The sequence below is a fragment of the Algicola sagamiensis DSM 14643 genome (assembly GCF_000374485.1).
GTDB lineage: Bacteria > Pseudomonadota > Gammaproteobacteria > Enterobacterales > Alteromonadaceae > Algicola > Algicola sagamiensis.
Window position 1 is genome coordinate 130,080 of sequence record NZ_KB894491.1, and the last position, 22,749, is coordinate 152,828.

Sequence of the window (22,749 nt, forward strand, 5' to 3'; positions counted from 1 at the left end):
TTAACTTATAGCGTATCCAACAAAAATTTGTCGTATGCCGACTTTCCATATCGACATACGTATTTCATCGCTTACTCGCAACTTACTCACATATAGCTACTGGTGTCGATAACACAACATCTTGAATGTGTTGTAAGTACCCACTTTCTTCTATTGCGACCGTATCTTCATAGCCAGCATATTCACCGATAATATAGGTCTCTTCTTTCGGGATCCCAGCCTGTGCATATGCTTCAACATCCGTCGTAGCATTACCATACGCACGGTAAATCTCTACACCTTTTGATTGAATATCCTGTAAGAATTCAGCCTTATACTGAGCAGGACGGAACAAACTGTCTCCATTATTTCGAGATAAACGTAATATGCCTTCAGGTAATCCCATCATACTGAGCCAGTTTCTTGTGCCGCTGCTATACCAGTAAACGCGGGCAGTCAGGAAAATAACCTGGTAATCTCTCTCCATATATTCCTTAACCAAACGATACGCACCAGGTCTCGGTTCCGCTAACTCAAGTTCCAGATAATCTTTGATCTGTTCTGCATTCGATTTTGTTAAAGTGGCATCAATATCAAAAACAACGGCTTTTCTTGTGCTATCGAGCACTGTGATATAACCTTCCGCTTGCGTAAGATCCCCCATCACGACAGTCTTCACTCGATACTGCCCAGCAGGTAATCCTGGTAATTCTACTTCTGCAATTCCGTCAGAGTTCGTTTTATATCTGCCAAGCGGTTGCCAATGTGGCATGTTGGTGCCGTAAATATATGCTTGAATATACTCATCTTCCAAGTCCTTATGAAAGACACCGCCATAATCAAACTTCGCGGTCATTGTCGTTGATTCATACTCACCAACCACAACGTCATGAAGCATATGGAATGATTGATCCCAGCTTAACCATTCATTCCAAAAGTGTTGAAAAGACTCTTGCTCTGGATGTTCAAAGGATGGTGCTGATTGATAAACGGTATAGTCAGGGCATGTTGTCGCCTGACTTGCGACAGGTATCATCCCTAACAATAAACAATAAAGTAGTGTTCTCATTTTCTTTCCTATTGCTGTTCAGATTTTTATATTTTTTGGACAACGGCTAACGTTTCAGATACGGTTGATTCAAAATCATGAAACGCAAAAATCATGTTAACTTAATCAATAATAAATTCCATTGTTGTAAAATTAATTGATTAGCAAAAAAGACTTGTTATATTGTTTTTGATGAGAATTAACAGCCATTTTTCTCCTTCTTCTGAATACAAAGGAATAGACTGACATTAGACTTTAGAATTTTCAGCCAATCTTGCATAATAGTGACTTTTGAAGGATAAGCCCCATGCAATGCCCATGTTGCTCTCATCAATCGTTTCATGTCTGTTGTCAGCCTTTGATTGAAAAGCAACAACTCGCGACGACCCCTGAAGCATTAATGCGCTCTCGCTACTCCGCTTATGTTTTAAAAAATGCAGCTTACATTCATGCGACTTATGCACCAGAGATGAGAGAGCAACATGCTGAGCATGAAATTCTTGATTGGGCAGAGCAAGTTGCTTTTGTTTCTCTCAACGTGATTGAGAGCACTTATCAATCCCAACAGGGAATAGTTGAGTTTATCGCTCAATATATTTGGGAAGATAAGTTACACACACTTCATGAGCGTTCTACTTTTCGAAAAGAAGGGCTGCACTGGTTTTATGTTAATGGTGACCTCTTTCCAGAACAATCAACAAAAATCCAGCGCAATGATCCCTGCCCATGTGGGAGCCAAAAGAAATTCAAGAAATGCCACGGTTGAGTGAGCGCTCCTCCGATAGAAAATCTTTTGCATCATTGACCACCTCATATAAATCTGGGTATTGATGAGGCTGTTTCTCCCGTAGCTGGCGCTTTTCTTTTTCTTGATGATATTTATCCAGCGCATGAATTTGTGTATTGGATAACACCTCTGGCGCGATATAAGACGGATCATCCTGATAATGGATTGGAGAATTCGACAGATACAGTTGCAGCTTCATCGCCGCTGTACCGTGAGCTAATTCTCGAACAACTTTTGCGCCTCGAGAAAAATCCGCTGGATGCTTTGCGCCTAAAATGATTTCCCCTAATTCTAAAGATTGCCGAAGGGTTTCTGTATTCTGATCTTGAGCGGCTATCTCGGTATGAGGTAAACGAAATGCAGAAAAGTCATTCGCATTCCAGGATAATAGTGAAAGAAGAAAAGCAAAATCGGCCCGTTGTTCTTGTTGTAATAATTGATTGAGTTTATTTTTTAGCTGTAGTTCATGGGTCAGTACGGCATTGATTTGCATGAAAAACACTCGTTTTTAAGGCTTATAGTCTTTTTTCGGCATTTTCAGCAAAAAGTTTAATTTTTTTCTTTACATCGTTCGCTCTTCTGATAAGATGCGTCCCACTTCGGAGGGGTTCCCGAGTGGCCAAAGGGATCAGACTGTAAATCTGACGGCTCAGCCTTCGCAGGTTCGAATCCTGCCCCCTCCACCATCTCTTTTCTTCTTGAATATTCCTCAACTTCCATCAACAATTGAATGTATCCAGATCTTTTTAATTTTGTCATGGAGACATTGATTGCTGAATTATCAGACAGTCAACATTCTTGTCGTTGATGATCAACGTCCTTTCCAACTGATGATCAAGGGGATGCTCCAAAACCTTGGTGCAAAATCGATCCAATTCGCATCTACAGGCGAACAGGCACTGCAAAAGTGCAATGAAACCATGTTTGATATGCTGTTTGTCGATTACAACCTTGGGCCAGGTAAAAATGGCAGACAATTGCTCGAAGATTTACGCAATAAACAGCTACTTAAGCCTTTGAGTGTTTATGTCATTGTCACTGGTGATAGCAGTCGTCCAATGGTGATCGGCGCTGTCGAGTGTCAACCCGATGATTACCTGATCAAGCCTTTTTCGCAAAGTTTGCTCAAAAGCCGCGTCCAAAAAGTGTATGACCGAAAAAAAGCACTTGCACCAGTCTTTAGCGCCATAGAAACCGGAAACCTAAAAAAAATCGCGTTTACCTGCGAACAAGTCGCCACTAATAACTCCCGATACCGCCAGCATTGTCTCAAGCTCTTATCCGATATTTTTATCAAACATGATAAAGCCGATAAAGCGAAAGAAATACTCTCTAACGAATTGCAAAAGAAACGTGTTACTTGGGCACTCTTAGCGATGGCAAGAATTGAGAGAGACGCAGATCACTATGATGAATCCCTAAAGTTATGCGAAGAAGTGTTGTCTCACAATTCAATGGTTGTCGATGCCTACGATATCAAAGCACAAAACTACATCGAGCAAAACAAGCCTGCCGAGGCCCTCAAAGAAATTAAACATGCCGCTGATCTTTCCCCCTACTCTATCGACAGGCAACATATGCTTTGTGATGTTGCTCGGGAAAATGGCCGCTACGATCTGGTCGTCACCGCCTGCGCCACAATGATGGATATGACGAAACGGATCACAGGTCAGGAACCAGATTACCTCGTGGAATATATGAGGAGTATTCTTGATGCCGTTGAGCATTCTGAAGACAGTCGTGATAAAGGTAATTTTCTCCAAGAATTCAAGTTGGCGCTGCAACGATGTAAAAAAGACGAGCAACATTACAAAGACTTCAATTATTCGCAATTCGAACAGCTCTGCCAAGCACGTATGCAAGCGATTACTGGAAAACTTCAAGAGTCTAAAAAGACACTTTACAGTGCTGGCGTCATGTCCAACGAGCAGAATAATGACCTGCCGATTCCAACCATGCTTTTACCTGACTGTATTTCTGTCTTGCTCAACCTTGGAGAATTTGAACAAGCACAAGCAATGACAAAGCATCTGCCGCCAGAGTTCCACGAACAACAAGGCAGTTATTTGCTTGAAGAAAATATGGAAAAGTGTAAAGAGAAAATGAAGCAATTTAATGCCGCTTTATCCCATGGGATCAATAACTACAAAGAAAGTGCCTATATCGAAGCGATTGAAGATTTCGATAAAGCCCTTGAGCTAGCACCGATGAACACAGGGGCTGCACTCAACCTGATCCAAGCGATCATGCAATTAATTAAGCAGGATAAAAAACAAAAAACACCTGAAGTGCAGGAAAAGTGTAAAGCAACATTTGGGATTGTCGATGGGATTGAATTACCAGAAGAGCATCAGAAGCGGTATAAAGAACTCAAAGCTGAGTTTGACAAAGTGTTTGCCTAATATCCTTATTCATCTAAAAGTGGATAACATATCATTAGAAGTGAAGTTATCCCGTTTTATACTCACTTTATGCAAGTTTTATCCTCAGAAATTGTGGATAAAAAAGCGGGGACTTCCCCACTTCAAAAATCAACGAACATCCTGTTAGTAACGTCCTCCAAGACGCATGAGGTGGCGGATTTCATTTTGTTGGAACTGCTCTTTTTGTTTTAGCATCCCAATTTCATGGTCGATATGTGATTGACGGTCCAGTAATTTATTATTCTGGTACAATAAATTCGCACGCTCACTCATCCCTGTTTCATTCGAGATAATCTTTGTCTGGTTTTGATCAATATCTTTTTGGAGCTTCTTTTTATCATTCTCAAGTGTTGTGATACGATGGCGGATATTGTTTAACTCTTGCTCAGCTGAATAAACCTTTTGACCATCACGGTAGCCTTGCATAAATGATGGCTCCTGCGATTGAGAACAAATGCCCGCATACGCTTTATTCGCGCGGCCAGCATCAAAACCATTATGTGGTGTACAGTAAGCCCTTGCGCCTTCTTCATGGCCGCGCAAGTATAAAGTGAGATCAGGACGCACACCATAATCAGCACACGCAGATGTATGCTCTGAAATCCGACTCGTCGCATAACCTTGACTACCGTCGTTATAACCGATGGTCTGCCAATTTGCAACACGACATTCATTCTCTGATAAGGTCGCACAACCTGTGAATAAAAACGGGAGTAAAATAATAAATAATTTCTTCATACTAAATTCCTACTACGAGTCACTGTGCCTTGCACATTCCAAGCTTTTTGAATACCTCTGTATTTTATCCAATGAAGCTGAATGTGTAATGAACAAATACAAAAAAATTGTCATTCATGATGAAATCCCTATAAAGGTAAAATATTTGTAAAAAGCATTGAATGAATCCCATCACGATCATAATGTTCCCAATAATTACACTATTGAATTCAGGAAAATTAATGCGACATTTGATGCTTTCATGCTATTCCCTCTTCTTTTGCGTCGCGTGTAATGACCATGATATCGCTTCACCGGATTCCGACAAAACACTTCAAACACCTCTCCCTTTCAATGTAGAACAATTAGGTGCAGGCGCGCTTATTGGTGATGTTACTCAAGTTGATTGTGAATTAGAAAATGGTGTTCAGACACGTTGCCACAAACTCACATTTAAAGGAAATATGGTCGAGAAAGGACCCTTTTGCCCAGAACATTTAGACGAAGTCGGTGGCCTTGGCGTCTACGACGGCCCAACCAACCCTGGACTAAAAGCGATGGACCGCACCCTGTTTACTTCCATGGAAAACGATGGTTTTGATATTGTCGATGACTCCGGCAATATTCGAATCGCTGATGCATCCCGACTGAATGACTACTCAGAAGATTTCGCCTATTGTCTAGATGCTCCGGAAAATGAAGAAATCGAGCTCACTTACTTATTACCGACCTTGCCAGTCAACCGATTCAAAGCAAAACCCATTAAGATGATTGAATATATCGGTTTTACTTTTCATGGGATCCCAATCGATGGTCCCGCACCTTCTGTTATTGAAGGCCCACCAGAGCGTGAAGGTGGGAATATTCCTGCCTTAGACCCTTGTGGTGGGCATGTTGCTCCTGCTGGTTACTATCACTGGCATATGATCCCGCAGGCAATCAATGATTTATTAGACACCCATGAAGTCACCAGCACAACCTGCGTAAAAATAGAACAGAGCGCGACGGCCATGATTGGTTGGGCCAAAGATGGCTATCCAATATATTCAAAACAGGATGTAGAAGGAAAAAAGCCTGAAAACCTTGATGAATGCTTCGGCCATCGATCAGTCACCGCAGAATTTCCAGAAGGTGTTTACCATTACCATGCTTTAAACCCCAAGGCCCCGAACACCCCTGTTTGCTTGAAAGGCTATCCTGCAAAAAACGCTTTATCTTTTAACATTCATTATGATCCGATGCGATGACTAGAACGCTTTTACCATTCACCATTTTCTGCGTCATGCTGTGTTTTGGCGTGTCAGCACACAGTCCACAAGTATCCATGTTTACGCTGAGTTATCAGGATAAGCAATGGCGACTTGAAGGTAATTTCTCCCAAGCGGCTGTCTCCAGCGTATTGAACCAGACCATTCAAGAACTTGCCCAAAGCGATGCTCAACTAGAGATTTATCGAAAACGACTGCTCGCATATTTAACATTATCGATTTCATTACAACAAAAAGGACAGTCACTCAAACTGATGAATGGTCATGCAAAAATTGGCAACCACCAAACAGATATTTGGTTTGATGTCGAAACCATCCATGAAGATCAACCGCTTTATATTCAAATCAGTGCCTTTGAAGAGATTGAACACCACACCCACTTTTTTAAAGTGCGATCAAAAACAAGCGCACGGACTATCTTACTCAAACCAAAAGAAAGCTATCGTGCAGTCATTGAAATTAGTGCCGATGGCACAATCAAACAACTGGCCGATGTAGATGAATATACTGAAGAAACCAACTTTCCTGAGCCAGAAGATGAGCACCCATATTTACTTGTGCTTTTGGGGATTTGTTTATTATTTACTTTGATCGGTTTTCAAAAAACCTTACGGCTAATGCTGAGAGGCTGGTAAAGCGAGTCTTCCCGACTCAGAACCAAATGCAATCATTGGCGCCAATAAATCTTGATGTGGGATCCTCGGTCATAAGAATCCCATAGAATGATTTGTTAGGCTTTTGTATACACATGACTCTCTGATATTAAATTGAGGACTTAAGATCAGTATTGAATATTTTCGACATAAATAGCTCATCTGACCAGGCTATCTCTTATTGATCACATTTTAGGTACAGTGTACCTTGCAGCCTCTTTTTGAATTCAGGCTATTCCCATGTCAAGAAAGCGATTGATTCTCCCAATGATTTTAATCTCAAGAAATACCTTTGCACACCTCAACCTTGGGCTTATGTAAAACTGCTTTCGCTTTTATATGAATAAAATCATATCAATAACGTGAGACCTGATTTTTAACTGTTCAATTTTTAGGAGTAAATAAGAGTGATGTATGCACTTCGATTATCATGTTTCGTTTTACTATTCACCAGTATTACGAATGTGAGCGCAGAAATATCAAGAACCTGGAAGCAAGTTTCTCTTGGTCGTGCGCATACTTGTGGCGTATTAACAAATCATGAAGTTTATTGTTGGGGGGATAATGTCTCAGGACAATTAGGATTAGGTCGGGAGGGAGGTTCGACAAGACCACAACGCCTAAATATCACAAACAACCCGATACAGCTCACAGCAAAAGGAGACCACTCTTGTGTATTGCTTGAAGGAAATACAGTGAAATGTTGGGGGCAAAACAGCAGATATTTATTAGGCCGCGGACTTTATCGATTACTGGGTCCAAAGGTGTTAAGGCTAGCAAATAACCCAAAGGCGATTCAAATGGGGAGTGCCCATGCTTGTATGACCTTTCAAGGAGACCACGCGAAATGCTGGGGGGATAACTTCTTTGGACAATTAGGCTCAGGAACAACAAGACCCTCCTTTCTCCCAGTTCGAGTCAACACGCAGACTAATATCAAACAAATTGCACTTGGAAGTAAGCATACTTGTGCGCTTTCCAATGAAGGCGAAGTAAGATGTTGGGGAAATAATTATTTTGGTCAATTAGGGATAGGCTTCCCCAACCGTCGTAGACAAGATAATCATGCGTATTTATTGCCACAAGTTGTCACCTTAGGAAGTCAGGCAAAGCAAATATCACTTGGAGAAGAATTTAGCTGTGCGTTACTCGTTGATGGCAGCGTTCAATGTTGGGGCAATAACCAATATGGACAATTAGGTTTAGGAAATATGCAAATAAAAGCCCGCCCTCAGACACTAAATTTAAGCGGAACCGTTAAGCAGATAGCACTTGGTCATACACATGCTTGTGCGCAGATAGACAATGGCCAAGTAAAATGTTGGGGAAATAATGAATATGGACAGTTAGGAATCGGGAATACAGAAAGTCAGTCACAACCAAGGACTGTACAACTCAGAATGAATGCTAAAACAATCGCGCTGGGTAAAAGCCATACTTGCGCTATTTTGGAAGACGACACACTGCAATGTTGGGGAGACAATGTCTACGGCCAGCTTGGGTTAGGCAATACACAAGTGCAGAAAACGCCACAAAATGTGATGTAGTTCATCAATCAACGTGAGGGTATTCATATCATTTCATCATACAGAACCCATCATCGCTTTTCATTCTTTACGTAGATTTTTATATGATGAAGCCCTCAATAATCAGATAAAATACTGAAAAAAAGCCCTTCACGGGCTTTTTATAGAGATAAAAAGGGGGGAAGTAAAAACCATTACATCGAGATCCCACCATCGATCTCGACCACACGGCCATTGAGATATTCGTTTTCTAGAATAAACTTCACGGTTTGAGCGATTTCGGATGCTTCACCCCAACGCCCAACTGGTGTCATTTTTAGGAGCCTTTCCTGAGCGTCAGGCTTCATTGCTTCTGTCATTGCTGTACGCATCATTCCAGGAGCAATGGCAACAGAGCGGATCCCGAATCGACCAAGCTCTCTTGACCAAGTGGACGTCATCGCAGCAACAGCGGCTTTTGATGCAGAATAGTTTGTCTGACCAAAGTTACCCACACGTGCCACAGAAGACATATTGATGATCACACCTTTTCGCTCTTTTTTGATCATCTGTGCTGCGGCTTCTCGGCCACACAGGAAGACCCCTGTGACATTCACATCTAACACCGACTGAAATTGTTCCAACGACATCTTATTGATGATCTCACCCGCTTTCGCTTTGATGAACAAACCATCACGTAAAATTCCCGCATTATTGACTAACGCATCAATATGCCCAAAGTCATTGGTGATTTGTTCAAATGTCGACTCGACAGCAGCTTCATCTGTAACATTCATGGTATAACAACGTGCTTGTCCATCGGCATGATCTATCAACTCTTTGGTTGCGCGAAGCCCCTCTTCGTTGACATCAATCATCGCAATTTTGGCACCTTCACGCGCAAGATCGATGGCCATCACCTGACCTAATCCCTGCCCTGCACCTGTAATTACGATCACTTTATCCTTTACTTGCATGTTTTCATTCTCTTTTTAAAACTTTTTAGAATCTATTTTTGAAATAGCTCGAAAATGCTTGAAAAGTCTTTTTCACCTTGACCTGCGCGCTGATGCTGCGTATAAAAGCTACGAGCCAGTGCCCCCATTGGCGTCGTTGAACCACTATTGAGCGCTGTTTCCATTGCAAGCCCTAAATCCTTCGCCATCAAATCAACCATAAATCCCCCCTGATATTCATTTGAAGAGGGGGCTTGAGGCATAACGCCCGGGCAAGGATTGTACTTTTCTAACGTCCAGTTTCCACCGGAGCTATTGCGCATGATTTCTGACAAGACTTTCGGATCTAGGCCGTGATCTGCACCAAGTTGCAGCGCCTCAGAAGTCCCTATCATCAACACAGACAGCAACATATTATTACAAATCTTTGCGATTTGGCCTGCACCCACATCACCTGCATGAAAAACATGATGCCCCATACTTTTCAATACTACTTGCGCTTGATCAACATCTGCCGACTTTCCGCCTGTAATAAATGTAAGTGTGCCAGCAGCAGCACCTGCAACACCACCGGATACGGGTGCATCAATAAAACGGATCCCATTTTCTTGCAACACAGTCGCAACCGCTTGTGCATCTGTACTCGCGATTGTAGAACAATCAATGACCAGCGATTTTTTATCAATATGATGAACCAGTCCTTCTTCACCGAGATACACTGCTTTCACGTGCTTCCCAGCAGGGAGCATTGAAATGATAAAATCAACGCCTTCTACGCCTTGCTCAATCGAAGAAACAGTCGCTGCCCCCATGTCTTCCAGCTGCTGCATGGCATTGACATTCAAATCAAAAACCGTCACATCATGACCCGCTTTGAGCAGGTTTTGTGCCATTGGAGCACCCATGTGACCTAGACCAATAAAATAGATTGACGCCATGACTTAGTTCTCCTCTCGAATGCCAAGTTTCTTGAGTGGGTGAGAAGATTCATCCCATGGAGAGACAAAAAACTCATCGATCACTTTTGGATCCACATCATTGACTGTACGATAAGTCCAAGTCGGATTTCGATCTTTATCGATGAGCAACGCACGAACCCCCTCTGCAAATTCACCAAACTTTCCACAATTGACCGATAGGCCCAATTCCATTCTGAAACAATCAGCCAAGGTCTTCGTTGCACCAAACTCCATTTGCCGATAAAGAATATGTGCTGAGATCGGACTACCATGTTGCAGTGTTTTCTGCGCGCCTAGAAACCATTCATCTTCCGTCTGATACGATAAAATCGCATCCACAACTTCAGCAAGTCGATCATATGTCGTGATCGATTCAATCATATTCATGTGTGGCGATAAATTTCCGCGAGGTAACTGACGTAAGTTATTCTGCTCAATCTCACGTAAACGATCGGATAACTTCTGGTGATTCAGCGCAATCGTGTCCCCCCAGTTTAACGTTTTCAGAGACTCAACAAGGTTTGTTTTTTCTGATGTAGGAACAAAAAAATCAGCGAGTTTTAATGTCTTGGCGTCTGATGCATTGAGCGGGGCGCCCGTTAATCCTAGAAATAGTCCGCATCCAGTCGGCATTTTATTCAAGAACCAACTTCCGCCTACATCTGGATAAAGTCCAATGGTAATTTCTGGCATCGCTATGCGAGAACGTTCGGTAACAACACGGTGGCTCGCCCCTGCCATGAGTCCTAACCCACCACCCATGACGATGCCATGCCCCAAAAGCAGGATGGGCTTTTCATAGGTATGGATCAAGTAATCCAGTTGGTATTCGTGAGTGAAAAACGTTTCGATTTTTTCCGAATAAGCACCTTCGTGTGTTTTCATTTCCTGATACAAGGAAACAACGTCTCCACCAGCACAAAAGGCTTTCTCACCTGAACCCTGTAAGAGTACCATCACAACATTCGGGTCTTCCTGCCATGCAAGTAGCTTTGGGTGGAGCTGTTGGATCATCTCTAGGCTGAGCGCATTCAGCGTTTTTTCTGAATTGAGTGTTGCTGAGCCGATGATTTTACCTTGTTCTGTCTGGATTTCTTCAAATAAAACCACATCTGTCATTGTTATACCTTACCTTATCGATCCATCTCATTCAGACTTAAAAAATAAATGACCGTTCACTTGCATCCTCTGACATAATCATGCCGAGCCAAGTAAAGAGAAAATAGATGCATGTTCAGCGGATTTCACCTGCTGCTTCATGTAATAAACGACGCGCAATGATCAGGCGCATAATTTCATTGGTTCCTTCCAGGATTTGATGAACTCGGACATCACGAACATGACGTTCCAATGGATATTCCTGAATATATCCATACCCGCCATGAAGTTGTAATGCTTCATTACAAACCTGAAAACCAATATCAGTTGCGAATCGCTTTGTCATCGCGCAATAGGCTGTTGCCTCCGGATCCATCTGATCCAGTTTAAATGCGGCCAGCCTTACCATTTGTCTCGCGGCAACCAGCTCTGTTGCCATATCTGCTAATTTAAATTGGAGCGCTTGGAAAGCTGCAAGTGGCTTCCCAAATTGCTCTCGTTCCTGCATATATTGAAGGGATTGATTTAAGGCCTGTTGTGCCGTGCCAACGGAGCAGGTTGCGATATTTATTCTGCCCCCATCTAATCCTTTCATCGCCAGTTTAAACCCTTCTCCTTCATCTGCCAGTCGGAAAGAAGTTGGAACTTTCACATTCTCAAACGTAATAAGACGAGTTGGTTGTGCATTCCATCCCATTTTTTCTTCCGGTTTTCCATAGATAACACCTTCAGCATCACCAGGAACAACAATGGCAGAAATACCTTTGGGGCCTTCTTCGCCTGTCCTCGCCATTACCACCAGTACTTCCGTATCACCCGCACCAGAGATGAACATTTTCGAGCCATTGATCACATAGTGATCACCTTCTTTCTTTGCAGTGGTGCGAAGTGCCGCTGCATCAGAGCCAGATCCTGGCTCAGTCAAACAATACGAGCCTATCTTTTCCCCTGTTGCTAAAGCCTCTCCAAATTCTTCCTTGACGACTGGCGTCCCCCAGGTCGCAACCATCCATGCCACCATATTGTGAATCGTCAGCATTGCAGTGGTTGTCGTACATCCCATTGCCAATTGTTCAAAGATAACCGTAGCATCCAGTCTGGATAAGCCTAATCCTCCAACCTCATCTGGCGCATAAAGCCCACAAAAGCCCAACTCCCCGGCTTTTTGTAAGACATCTTTTGGAAAATGGTGCTTTTTGTCCCACTCTGCTGCAAATGGGGCTAATTCTTGTTCAGAGAACTGGCGCGCAGTCTCCTCGAAGGCGCGCTGATCTTCAGTTAAATTAAAATCCATCGTCATTTCCTTACTTCAAATGAATCGACATATTAGGTCCGTGAGCAATATCATCCTCGAACCAGCGTGCAGTAATCGTTTTGGTTTCTGTATAAAATCGAACGGCTTGTTTACCATACGCATGTTGATCACCGTAGAAAGATCCTTTCCAGCCTGTAAAGGAGAAGAAAGGTAACGGCACAGGGATTGGAATGTTGATGCCCACTTGTCCAACTTCAACCTCATGTTGATATTTCCTAGCCGCAGCCCCAGAGGATGTGAAAATAGACGTTCCGTTACCATATGGGTTATTGTTCACAATTTCCAAAGCATCTTCTAAAGATTCCACATGCATTGCCAATAACACTGGCCCGAAGATTTCTTCTTGATAAATGTGCATTTTCGGGGTGACATCAGCAAACATCGTCGGTCCCACCCAATTGCCTTGCGGGTAGTCAGGATGTGTAAACTCCGAGCCATCCAAAAGACAGCTTGCACCTTCCTGTTTTCCTTTTTCAATCAAAGACAGGATCCGCTCTTTTGCTTGTGCGCTGACTTGTGGACCATAGGCAGACTTTTCATCCTGCCAAACCCCAGGGCTCACTTTTGACAGCGCTTCGCCAACTTCTGGGATCCAGTCTTTCGACTCACCAACAAAAACTGCCACAGAAATCGCCATACAACGTTGTCCAGCCGCACCAACTGATGCGCCAACCAAGTTATTGATGACTTGTTGTTTGTTCGCATCCGGCATCACCACCATATGGTTTTTGGCACCTGCAAATGCTTGAACACGTTTGAGGTTTTCAGTGCCGCGGCGGTAAATATACTGACCAACAGGGACAGAACCAACGAAGGAAATTGCTTTGATTTCTGGGTGATCTAAAATCGTGTCGACCTGGTCTTTTCCACCATGAACAATTTGTAAGACGCCTTTGGGCGCACCAGCTTCAAGGAATAACTCAGCAATCCGCATCACCGTCATCGGATCTTGCTCAGAAGGTTTGAGAACAAAAGTGTTCCCACAAGCAATGGCCATTGGAAACATCCAAAGCGGGATCATGGCAGGAAAATTAAATGGTGTGATCCCCGCACACACGCCCAATGGTTGGGTATAACTATAGGTGTCAATTTTTCTGGCTACATTTTCGACCGTTTCACCCATCAGCATGGATGGTATATTTGCGGCGTGCTCAACAACCTCAATTCCGCGCCAAACATCCCCTTTTGCATCTTCCATCGTTTTACCAAGCTCTTGGCAAATAATTTGTGCAATTTCGTCCTGATGCGCTTTGAGCAACATGCCAAATCGCATCATCAGTCGTGCCCGCTCAGAAACAGGGGTTTCTTTCCAAGACTCAAAGGCTTCTTTTGCACTGGAAATGGCAACCTGCATTTCCTGGTCCGTTGCATAAGGCACTTGTGCAAGTACCTCCTGAGTCGCTGGATCAACAACATCAAGTTTATTGGTGCTTTGTGATTGACAAAACTCACCGTTGATTAATAAGGGTACCTGCTTCATATTCATCATCCCCATTTGCTCAGCGACACATCGCTGAATATATGTCAAAAAATATGTGAACAAATTAAGCCATCATTTCAATGGCTATTGCTGTCGCTTCTCCACCACCAATACACAGTGATGCCACACCACGTTTGAGATTTTTTTGTTTTAAGGCATGGATCAAAGTCACCAAAATACGCGCACCACTTGCACCAATTGGATGACCAAGTGCACACGCACCACCGTGGACATTGACGCTTGTTTCATCCAGAGATAATTCTTGAATTGCCAACATCGTCACCATCGCAAATGCTTCATTGATTTCATATAAATCAACATCACCAGTATTCCAGTGAATTTTTTCAAGCAAATGACGAATAGCCCCAACAGGTGCAGTTGTGAAGGAAGCTGGTTCTTGGGAGTGAGTTGAATGGCCAACTATCCGACATAGAGGGGTCAAACCTCTCTTTTGGGCTTCACTTTCTCGCATTAAAATGAGCGCCGCTGCACCATCAGAGATTGAGCTTGAATTCGCTGCAGTAATTGTCCCTTCTTTTGCAAAGGCAGGACGAAGGCTCGGAATTTTATCAATTCTTGCTTTTCCGGGCTGTTCATCAGTATCAATTGTGATGTCACCTTTACGCGCCTGGATCGTCACCGGCGTGATTTCTTCTTTAAACCACCCGTTTTCAATGGCTTGCTGGGCTTTTTTCAATGAGGAAATCGCAAAGTCATCCATGTCACTTCGTGTCATTTTGTATTCATCTGCTGTCGCTTGCGCAAAACAGCCCATTGCCCCACCTTCGTAAGCATCTTCAAGACCATCCGTCATCATATGATCCATCATCTGCATTGCCCCCATCTTCTGCCCAGAGCGGCTTCCAGAAAGTAAATGTGGTGCATTCGTCATACTTTCCATACCTCCCGCAACAACAATGTCTACCGAGCCTGCTCGAATCAAATCATGGGCCAGCATCGCTGCTTTCATGCCAGAGCCACAAACTTTATTGATTGTTGTTGCCCCTGTTGAAACAGAAACCCCAGCTTTGATCATGGCTTGACGGGCAGGCGCCTGCTTTAATCCTGCAGGTAAAACACAACCCATGATCACTTCATCAATGTCCGACGGTTGGATACTGGCATATTGAAGCGCAGCAGCAATCGCTTCTCCACCGAGTTCTGTCGCTTGCTTTGGCTGAAGTTCTCCCATAAAACCACCCATTGGTGTTCTCTTGGCTGCCACAATGACGACTGGATCTTGATTTTCCATTGGTTGATTCCTCAATTGAATTTTTCCGGAACAAGCGTACACAAATTTGCCGTTTACGCCAACGTAAATTTGTACGAAGTTTTCGAAAACCCATGATGACTATTGAACCATCAAATTACCCAAAACATCCTATATATTCAGTGCTCAGAGGAAAATCACTTCACCAAATTATATTAATACTTTAGAATGAATCATAATTTTGAACAAGGACACAGCTTTACCTTTACGTAAACTTACCATATAGTGTCCCACAATCAGTTTTAGGTAATCCATGATGAGTAAAAAAGCTGAAGTCACATTCTCAATCAGCGAATTAGCCAAAGAGTTCGATATCACAACGCGAAGCATTCGTTTTTATGAAGACCAGGGACTACTTTCACCTAGACGTCAAGGTCAAACACGTATCTATACAAAGCGGGATCGTGTTCGGTTGAAACTTATACTTCGTGGAAAACGACTTGGCTTTTCACTTGCTGAAACCGGACGGCTCTTTGAGCTTTACGATGCTGATAAATCCAGTGGCACCCAGTTACGCATTATGCTGGAACTGATCCAGGAAAAGAAAGCTTCGCTTCATCAACAAATGGATGACATTAAAGTAGTCCTGATGGAGCTGGTTACAGCAGAAAACCGCTGTATTGACACATTAAAACGACTTGAAAAGAGCGAGCAACCAGAATAGCTCGCCCGTTGGAGCTGAGTTTATGATCTCTAGATACAAATCTCTAAACTTCAATTTAGGCGAAACCGTTGACATGATCCGCGAGCAAGTGAACGCATTTGCGCGGGACGAAATCGCACCGATTGCCGCAGATATTGATGAAAAGAACGAATTCCCTCTCCCCTTATGGAAAAAGCTCGGTGAGATGGGATTACTAGGGATCACCGTCGACGAACAATATGGCGGTTCCGGATTAGGTTATATTGAACATGTCATCGCCATGGAAGAGATCAGCAGGGCGTCTGCATCTGTAGGGTTGAGCTATGGTGCATGTTCCAACCTTTGCCTCAACCAAATTCACCGAAATGGCTCTGAAGCACAAAAGCAAAAATATCTTCCCAAATTATGTACTGGTGAACACGTTGGTGCATTAGCAATGAGTGAGCCAAATGCTGGCTCTGATGTCGTCAGTATGCAACTCAAAGCCGAAAAATCTGGCAATCAGTACATTTTAAATGGTAACAAGATGTGGATCACAAATGGTCCAGAAGCAGATGTTTTCGTCATTTACGCAAAAACTGATTTGGCTGCTGCATCTCGAGGGATCACTGCATTTATCGTTAAAAAAGGGACGCCTGGATTTTCGCAAGCACAAAAGCTGGATAAGCTTGGGATGCGCGGTTCCAATACTTGCGAGCTGGTCTTTGAAGATTGTGCGATACCGGAGGAAAGCATTCTTGGTGAGCAGGGCAGCGGCGTGAATGTTCTCATGAGTGGCCTAGACTACGAGCGCGTTGTCTTATCTGCCGGTCCACTTGGGATCATGCAGGCTTGCATGGATCAAGTTGTTCCATATATCCATGAGCGCCAGCAATTTAACCAACCTATCGGACAATTTCAGCTGATCCAAGGCAAGATTGCCGACATGTATACACGGATGAACGCAGCTCGCGCTTATGTCTACACCGTTGCACAGTCCTGTGATAGAAACGAAACCACACGTAAAGATGCAGCAGGTGCGATCCTCTATAGCGCAGAGTTAGCAACACAAATGGCGCTGGATGCGATCCAAATCCTCGGTGGAAATGGCTACATTAATGAATACCCGACTGGAAGATTGCTTCGTGATGCAAAGCTCTATGAGATCGGTGCAGGCACTTCTGAGATACGCCGCATGCTTATTGGGCGCGAACTATTTAACGAGTCCGCTTAAAAACGATTTGGTGCAGCATTCTTTCTGCACCCCCTATTTTCCTTCAATTTCAGATAGCTCAAAAGGACCGATGACGTGGGTAGAATTACGACAAAAATCAATACTCGCAGTGAAGCCTTTCTGACGAATGCAGAAGAAATGCAGCGCTTGGTCGATGACCTACAACAAAAGCTTCAAACGATTAAACAAGGCGGCGGTGAAAAACTCATTCAAAGGCATGAATCTCGTGGCAAAATGTTTGTTCGAGACAGAATTCTCAAACTGATTGATCCAGGTGCACCATTCCTAGAAGTCAGCCAATTCGCTGCTTGGGAATGTTATGAAGAAGAAGTACCATGTGCTGGTGTTGTCGCTGGTATCGGTCGGGTCAATGGTGTCGAGTGCATGATCATCGGCAACGACGCGACCGTTAAAGGCGGTACTTATTACCCTATCACCGTCAAAAAACACTTACGTGCCCAAGAAATTGCCCAGAAGTGTCACCTTCCCTGTATTTATCTTGTTGATTCTGGGGGTGCAAACCTTCCTAGACAGGATGAAGTTTTCCCAGATAAAGAGCATTTTGGACGAATTTTCTTTAATCAGGCCAATATGTCTGCGCTGAATATCCCGCAAATCGCCATTGTGATGGGCCTATGTACAGCCGGTGGTGCCTATGTTCCCGCAATGGCTGATGAGAGTATCATCGTCAAAGAGCAAGGAACGATTTTTCTTGCTGGACCGCCTCTGGTCAAAGCAGCAACGGGTGAAGAAGTCAGCGCTGAAGAGCTTGGCGGCGCTGATGTCCACTGTAAAATATCTGGGGTTGCAGATCACTACGCACAAAATGATGAACATGCGCTGCAACTCGCCAGACAAAGTATTGCCCGTCTCAATCGTCAAAAACAAATCAACATGGATATTCGGCCACCGCAAGATCCACTTTATGATGCGGACGAAATTTACGGCATTGTCGGGACCGATCTTAAAAAGCCATATGATGTCAGAGAAGTTATCGCTCGTATCGTCGATAATTCTGAACTGGACGAATTCAAGCAGTACTACGGTACAACACTCGTGTGTGGTTTCGCCCGAATTTTTGGCTATCCGGTTGGGATCGTCGCCAATAATGGGATCCTCTTTTCTGAATCAGCCCAAAAAGGGGCACATTTTATTGAGCTGTGTGCCCAGCGAAAAATCCCCCTCGTTTTCTTACAAAATATTACTGGTTTTATGGTCGGTAAAAAGTATGAGTCTGAAGGCATCGCAAAACATGGCGCGAAAATGGTAACCGCAGTTTCCTGTGCCAATGTGCCCAAATTTACTGTCATTATCGGCGGCAGTTATGGTGCAGGCAATTATGGGATGTGTGGCCGTGCATATGACCCAACGATGCTCTGGATGTGGCCGAATGCCCGGATTTCTGTCATGGGTGGTGAACAAGCAGCTGGCGTGATGGCACAAGTGACAAAAGATGGTTTAAAACGCAAAGGAAAGTCTTGGACCGACGCAGAAGAAGCAACGTTTAAAGCTCCGATTATCGAACAATATGAGGAACAAGGGCATCCATATTACGCAAGTGCAAGACTTTGGGATGATGGGATCATCGACCCCGCGCAAACCCGGATGGTGCTTGGTCTGGGAATTTCATCGTCCCTGAATGCACCGATTCAGTCCTCAACTTTTGGTGTATTTCGGATGTAAGGAGAAGATGATGAACGATCGTTCTAATGACTTAATCGTCCATATTTCTGAATCAGGTATCGCAACCGTTACACTCAACCGGGTTGACGTCCACAATGCATTTGATGATCATCTCATTGCGCGCCTGATCGAGACCTTTGAAGGACTCAAACAAAATGATTCTCTGAGAGCACTGGTTTTGAGCGCAAATGGGAAGACATTTTCAGCTGGCGCAGATCTCAACTGGATGCGCTCAATGGCGAAAAAGAACAGAGAAGAAAATCTAGAAGATTCACTTCAATTAGCAAAATTAATGGACGCGCTTACGCACTTTCCGACACCAACCGTTGCGATGATCCAAGGAAATGCCTTTGGTGGCGCCATCGGCCTCATCGCTTGCTGTGATATTGCGCTTGCCCAATCACATGCAAAATTTTGCTTAAGCGAAGTAAAAATCGGGCTGATCCCTGCCGTAATTAGTCCATATGTGATTAGAGCCATTGGGCAACGTCAAGCAAGTCGTTATTTCCTCACAGCAGAAGCATTTGATGCACAAACTGCACAAGATATCGGTTTGATTCACCATATCGCTGAATCAGCCGAAGCAGCACAGGCGCAACTCGACGTATTCATTAAATCCTTCATGAGGAATGGACCAAAAGCGATGCAACATGCCAAGACACTCATCCAAAGTGTTGTTGCACATCATGGTACTGAGAGCTCACTGATGCAATTTACTAGCCAGCGTATTGCAGATATACGCACCTCCCCCGAAGGTCAGGAAGGGCTATCTTCCTTTCTTGAAAAGCGTTCTCCCGCCTGGCTCATCCAATCCGAAAAAGGAGAGAAATGATGTTTAAGTCGATTCTGATTGCCAATCGGGGAGAAATCGCCTGCCGGATCATTGACACCGCACACCAGCTTGGGATCCGGTGTATTGCGGTTTATTCTGATGCGGACAGGGAAGCAAGACATGTTGCACTGGCTGATGAAGCCTATCATATCGGCCCCTCTCCGAGCCAGGAATCCTATCTATGCGTCGATAAAATTATCGATATTGCAACACGTGCTGAGGCCCAAGCAATCCACCCAGGATATGGTTTTTTATCGGAAAGCCCAATACTCGCAAAGGCCTGTCAGGAAAATGGTCTCGTCTTTATTGGACCACCGATTCAAGCGATAGAGTCCATGGGATCTAAGTCCGCTGCAAAAATGATCATGGAACAAGCTGGTGTACCACTCATTTCAGGTTATCACGGTGAGAATCAAGATGAATCGCATCTTTGCAAACAAGCGCAGAAGATCGGGTATCCTGTCCTCTTAAAAGCCGCTTTTGGTGGCGGTGGTAAAGGCATGCGCGTTGTAGAAAATGCACGTGCATTCTCTGAATCACTGGCTGGTGCAAAACGAGAGGCACTTGCCAGTTTTGGAAACGATAAGATCCTGATCGAAAAATACCTTACACAACCTCGCCATGTCGAAGTACAAGTCTTTGCCGATCAACATGGCAATTGTATCTACCTGGCTGACCGAGACTGCTCTATTCAACGACGCCACCAAAAAATTATCGAAGAAGCTCCTGCACCAGATGTTCCCGATGATATCCGCAAAGCCATGGGAGAATCTGCGGTACGGGCAGCAAAAGCGATTGATTATGTAGGTGCTGGTACGGTTGAATTCCTCTACGATAATGGCGATTTCTACTTTATGGAGATGAATACACGCCTTCAAGTGGAGCACCCTGTGACCGAGATGATCACAGGTCAAGATCTCGTCCGTTGGCAATTGCATGTTGCAACAGGTGGAGAACTCCCGCTTACTCAAGAAGAGGTCACCATTGAGGGCCATGCAATAGAAGCGCGTATCTATGCAGAAGATCCAGACAATGATTTTCTTCCAGCGACAGGGAAACTCAACTATCTACGCCAACCGAATATATCCAATCACCTACGTGTAGATACTGGCGTTCGTGAAAATGACGAAGTCAGTACTTTCTATGATCCAATGATTGCGAAATTGATCGCCTGGGATGAGTCCCGAGAGCAGGCGATCCGCCGATTGACGAGTGGCATCGATGAATATCGAATCTCTGGGGTCCAAACCAATCTGGAGTTTCTTTCCAATATACTTGAGCACACCGCTTTTCATCAAAAAGAACTCAACACACGATTCATCGAGACCCATCATCAAGTCTTATTTTCGGAAGGCTATAAACCTTGTAATCGTGCGTTAGCGCTGGTGAGCCTATATTTGATCCTCGCCCAAACTCAAGAGCGACAACGATCGGCAAATACCAGCCAGGATCCCTATTCACCTTGGCATGCATTCAATGGCTGGCGACTCAACCAAACACAAAAACATACACTCGTCCTCATTGATGCATCAGAGGTTGAACATGAAATCACCATCAATCAGAACCTCAGCAACTATCAGATCACAATTGATGGCCATCTGCTCAAAGCATCCGGTACCCTGAATGAAGATCACCTCACAGCCAGTATTGACGGACATCAGGTCAATGTCCGTGTCGCTGCGCATGGAGAACAAATCACACTATTCGAAAAACAAAATGTCTATCATTTTGTACAAAAAGCCAATCTCTCAACCCCTGAAGAAGAGTCTCATCAGGATGAAAGTGGGCTTTTAGCCCCGATGAATGGCACGATAGTATCGATTTTGACAGAAGTAGGCCATCAAGTCAGTGCTGGTGAGCCACTCGTGATCATGGAAGCCATGAAGATGGAATACACGATTGCCGCACCCTATGATGGGAAAATCGATGAAGTTTACTTTAAAGAAGGCGACTTAATCCAAGATGGTGCAGAACTGTTATCCATGATTGCCAATGAGGAAAAGTCATGAGTTTGCCAACAGCCGTTCGCATCATTGAAGTCGGCCCAAGGGATGGGCTGCAAAATGCGCCCCCTGTATCCATCGAAACAAAGCTAAAGCTGATTCATCTTTTGGAAGAGGCTGGACTGAAAACCATTGAAGCAGGCGCATTTGTTTCACCGAAGCGTGTCCCGCAAATGGCTGACAGCATTGTATTATTCCAACAGCTCGAAAGAAAGATGGATGTCTGCTACACCGCCCTCACCCCGAACCTTCAAGGAGTAGAAGATGCGATTCAGGCTGGATTAACAGAAGTTGCCGTTTTTGGTGCCGCCTCTGAGAGCTTTAGCCAGAAAAATATCAACTGTTCCATCGCACAAAGTTTGGAGCGGTTCGCACCTGTTGTTGAAAAAGCTAAAAAACATGAGATCCGCGTTCGTGGTTATGTCTCATGTGTCATGGGTTGCCCATATCAAGGCGAGATACTGCCAGAAGAAGTGTCACATGTCTGCGAACAAATGTTATTGATCGGCTGTGATGAAATCTCATTAGGCGATACAATCGGAACAGGAACACCAGGGAGAACACACCAGTTGATGGATGCTGTGCTCAATAAAATTCCTGTCGATCGTCTCGGGGTCCACTTCCATGATACCTTTGGGCAAGCACTGGCGAACATTTATGTCGCCCTGCAATATGGCGTTTCAACCATTGATAGTGCAGTTTCTGGATTGGGAGGATGCCCTTATGCCCCGGGTGCAGCAGGGAATGTTGCAACAGAAGACGTCATATACATGTTACAGGACATGGGGATTGAAACAGGGGTCCATTTAGGTAAATTAGCAAAAGCTGGCTGGTTCATTTCGGACGTATTAAACACCCAGCCAACTTCAAAAGTTTCAAACGCAATGAGAGCAAAATTAGAAAAACAGGAGTAAACA

20 protein-coding genes and 1 tRNA gene are annotated in these 22,749 nt (G+C 44.1%); 12 read left to right on the forward strand and 9 right to left on the reverse strand.

Features of this window, described 5'->3' with window-relative positions:
- Window positions 1-82 precede the first annotated feature (82 nt).
- Entirely contained in the window at window positions 83-1,048 is a 966-nt protein-coding gene (locus C505_RS0100540) for an LNS2 domain-containing protein (RefSeq protein ID WP_083938179.1), read from the reverse strand.
- Window positions 1,049-1,334: 286 nt separating this feature from the next.
- On the opposite strand from C505_RS0100540, the gene C505_RS0100545 reads away from it, so the two are divergent.
- The gene (locus tag C505_RS0100545; RefSeq protein ID WP_018690643.1) at window positions 1,335-1,793 is read left to right on the forward strand and encodes a YchJ family protein; all 459 of its coding nucleotides are present in this window, start codon (window positions 1,335-1,337) and stop codon (window positions 1,791-1,793) included.
- Here the strand turns inward: C505_RS0100545 and C505_RS23325 are convergent.
- Complete coding sequence (locus C505_RS23325) at window positions 1,774-2,307, reverse strand: VC2046/SO_2500 family protein (protein WP_018690644.1); 534 nt, start codon at window positions 2,305-2,307, stop codon at window positions 1,774-1,776. The genes C505_RS0100545 and C505_RS23325 overlap by 20 nt on opposite strands.
- Before the next feature lie 108 nt (window positions 2,308-2,415).
- On the opposite strand from C505_RS23325, the gene C505_RS0100555 reads away from it, so the two are divergent.
- Both C505_RS0100555 and C505_RS0100560 read left to right on the forward strand, forming a co-directional pair.
- A tRNA-Tyr gene (locus tag C505_RS0100555) sits at window positions 2,416-2,500 on the forward strand.
- Window positions 2,501-2,584: 84 nt separating this feature from the next.
- Window positions 2,585-4,216, forward strand: coding sequence for a tetratricopeptide repeat-containing response regulator (locus C505_RS0100560; RefSeq protein WP_018690645.1), 1,632 nt, complete (start codon window positions 2,585-2,587; stop codon window positions 4,214-4,216).
- A gap of 144 nt (window positions 4,217-4,360) precedes the next feature.
- On the opposite strand, the gene C505_RS23330 is transcribed toward C505_RS0100560, so the two are convergent.
- Window positions 4,361-4,975 (reverse strand): DUF2799 domain-containing protein, encoded by a 615-nt coding sequence (locus tag C505_RS23330; RefSeq protein ID WP_018690646.1) that lies wholly within the window; start codon window positions 4,973-4,975, stop codon window positions 4,361-4,363.
- A 221-nt stretch (window positions 4,976-5,196) separates the two neighbouring features.
- On the opposite strand from C505_RS23330, the gene C505_RS0100570 reads away from it, so the two are divergent.
- The 3 genes from C505_RS0100570 to C505_RS0100580 all read left to right on the forward strand — a co-directional run bounded on the left by C505_RS0100570 (window position 5,197) and on the right by C505_RS0100580 (window position 8,422).
- Complete coding sequence (locus C505_RS0100570) at window positions 5,197-6,201, forward strand: YHYH protein (RefSeq protein ID WP_018690647.1); 1,005 nt, start codon at window positions 5,197-5,199, stop codon at window positions 6,199-6,201.
- Entirely contained in the window at window positions 6,198-6,857 is a 660-nt protein-coding gene (locus C505_RS0100575) for a hypothetical protein (protein WP_157368696.1), read from the forward strand. Before C505_RS0100570 ends, C505_RS0100575 begins: the two co-directional genes overlap by 4 nt.
- 428 nt (window positions 6,858-7,285) lie before the next feature.
- Window positions 7,286-8,422 carry an RCC1 domain-containing protein gene (locus C505_RS0100580; protein WP_018690649.1) on the forward strand — a complete coding sequence of 379 codons (1,137 nt, stop codon included), beginning with the start codon at window positions 7,286-7,288 and terminating at the stop codon, window positions 8,420-8,422.
- A 173-nt stretch (window positions 8,423-8,595) separates the two neighbouring features.
- Here the strand turns inward: C505_RS0100580 and C505_RS0100585 are convergent, their stop codons facing one another.
- The 6 genes from C505_RS0100585 to C505_RS0100610 form a co-directional block, all read right to left on the reverse strand.
- Window positions 8,596-9,357: an SDR family oxidoreductase gene (locus tag C505_RS0100585; RefSeq protein ID WP_018690650.1), complete on the reverse strand. Its 762-nt coding sequence runs from the start codon at window positions 9,355-9,357 to the stop codon at window positions 8,596-8,598.
- 32 nt (window positions 9,358-9,389) lie between these two features.
- A complete protein-coding gene (gene mmsB, locus C505_RS0100590; protein WP_018690651.1) occupies window positions 9,390-10,274 on the reverse strand; it encodes a 3-hydroxyisobutyrate dehydrogenase in 885 nt (294 codons plus the stop codon).
- A 3-nt stretch (window positions 10,275-10,277) separates the two neighbouring features.
- Window positions 10,278-11,414 carry an enoyl-CoA hydratase/isomerase family protein gene (locus C505_RS0100595; RefSeq protein WP_018690652.1) on the reverse strand — a complete coding sequence of 379 codons (1,137 nt, stop codon included), beginning with the start codon at window positions 11,412-11,414 and terminating at the stop codon, window positions 10,278-10,280.
- A 115-nt stretch (window positions 11,415-11,529) separates the two neighbouring features.
- Window positions 11,530-12,687, reverse strand: a complete 1,158-nt coding sequence (locus C505_RS0100600) for an acyl-CoA dehydrogenase family protein (protein ID WP_026317627.1) — start codon at window positions 12,685-12,687, stop codon at window positions 11,530-11,532.
- A gap of 10 nt (window positions 12,688-12,697) precedes the next feature.
- On the reverse strand, window positions 12,698-14,188 hold the full coding sequence (locus C505_RS0100605) for a CoA-acylating methylmalonate-semialdehyde dehydrogenase (RefSeq protein WP_026317628.1): 1,491 nt from the start codon (window positions 14,186-14,188) through the stop codon (window positions 12,698-12,700).
- A 64-nt stretch (window positions 14,189-14,252) separates the two neighbouring features.
- Window positions 14,253-15,440 carry an acetyl-CoA C-acyltransferase gene (locus C505_RS0100610; protein WP_018690655.1) on the reverse strand — a complete coding sequence of 396 codons (1,188 nt, stop codon included), beginning with the start codon at window positions 15,438-15,440 and terminating at the stop codon, window positions 14,253-14,255.
- 271 nt (window positions 15,441-15,711) lie between these two features.
- Here C505_RS0100610 and C505_RS0100615 point away from each other — a divergent pair, with 271 nt between their 5' ends.
- The 6 genes from C505_RS0100615 (at window position 15,712) to C505_RS0100640 (ending at window position 22,746) form a co-directional block, all read left to right on the forward strand.
- Window positions 15,712-16,122, forward strand: coding sequence for a MerR family transcriptional regulator (locus C505_RS0100615; protein ID WP_018690656.1), 411 nt, complete (start codon window positions 15,712-15,714; stop codon window positions 16,120-16,122).
- A gap of 22 nt (window positions 16,123-16,144) precedes the next feature.
- A complete protein-coding gene (locus tag C505_RS0100620; RefSeq protein WP_018690657.1) occupies window positions 16,145-17,314 on the forward strand; it encodes an isovaleryl-CoA dehydrogenase in 1,170 nt (389 codons plus the stop codon).
- A 75-nt stretch (window positions 17,315-17,389) separates the two neighbouring features.
- Entirely contained in the window at window positions 17,390-18,997 is a 1,608-nt protein-coding gene (locus C505_RS0100625) for a carboxyl transferase domain-containing protein (RefSeq protein ID WP_018690658.1), read from the forward strand.
- Window positions 18,998-19,007: 10 nt separating this feature from the next.
- Window positions 19,008-19,829 carry an enoyl-CoA hydratase-related protein gene (locus tag C505_RS0100630; RefSeq protein ID WP_018690659.1) on the forward strand — a complete coding sequence of 274 codons (822 nt, stop codon included), beginning with the start codon at window positions 19,008-19,010 and terminating at the stop codon, window positions 19,827-19,829.
- Window positions 19,829-21,838 (forward strand): acetyl/propionyl/methylcrotonyl-CoA carboxylase subunit alpha, encoded by a 2,010-nt coding sequence (locus tag C505_RS0100635; protein ID WP_018690660.1) that lies wholly within the window; start codon window positions 19,829-19,831, stop codon window positions 21,836-21,838. The genes C505_RS0100630 and C505_RS0100635 overlap by 1 nt, the downstream gene beginning before the upstream one ends.
- On the forward strand, window positions 21,835-22,746 hold the full coding sequence (locus C505_RS0100640) for a hydroxymethylglutaryl-CoA lyase (RefSeq protein WP_018690661.1): 912 nt from the start codon (window positions 21,835-21,837) through the stop codon (window positions 22,744-22,746). Before C505_RS0100635 ends, C505_RS0100640 begins: the two co-directional genes overlap by 4 nt.
- Window positions 22,747-22,749 lie beyond the last annotated feature (3 nt).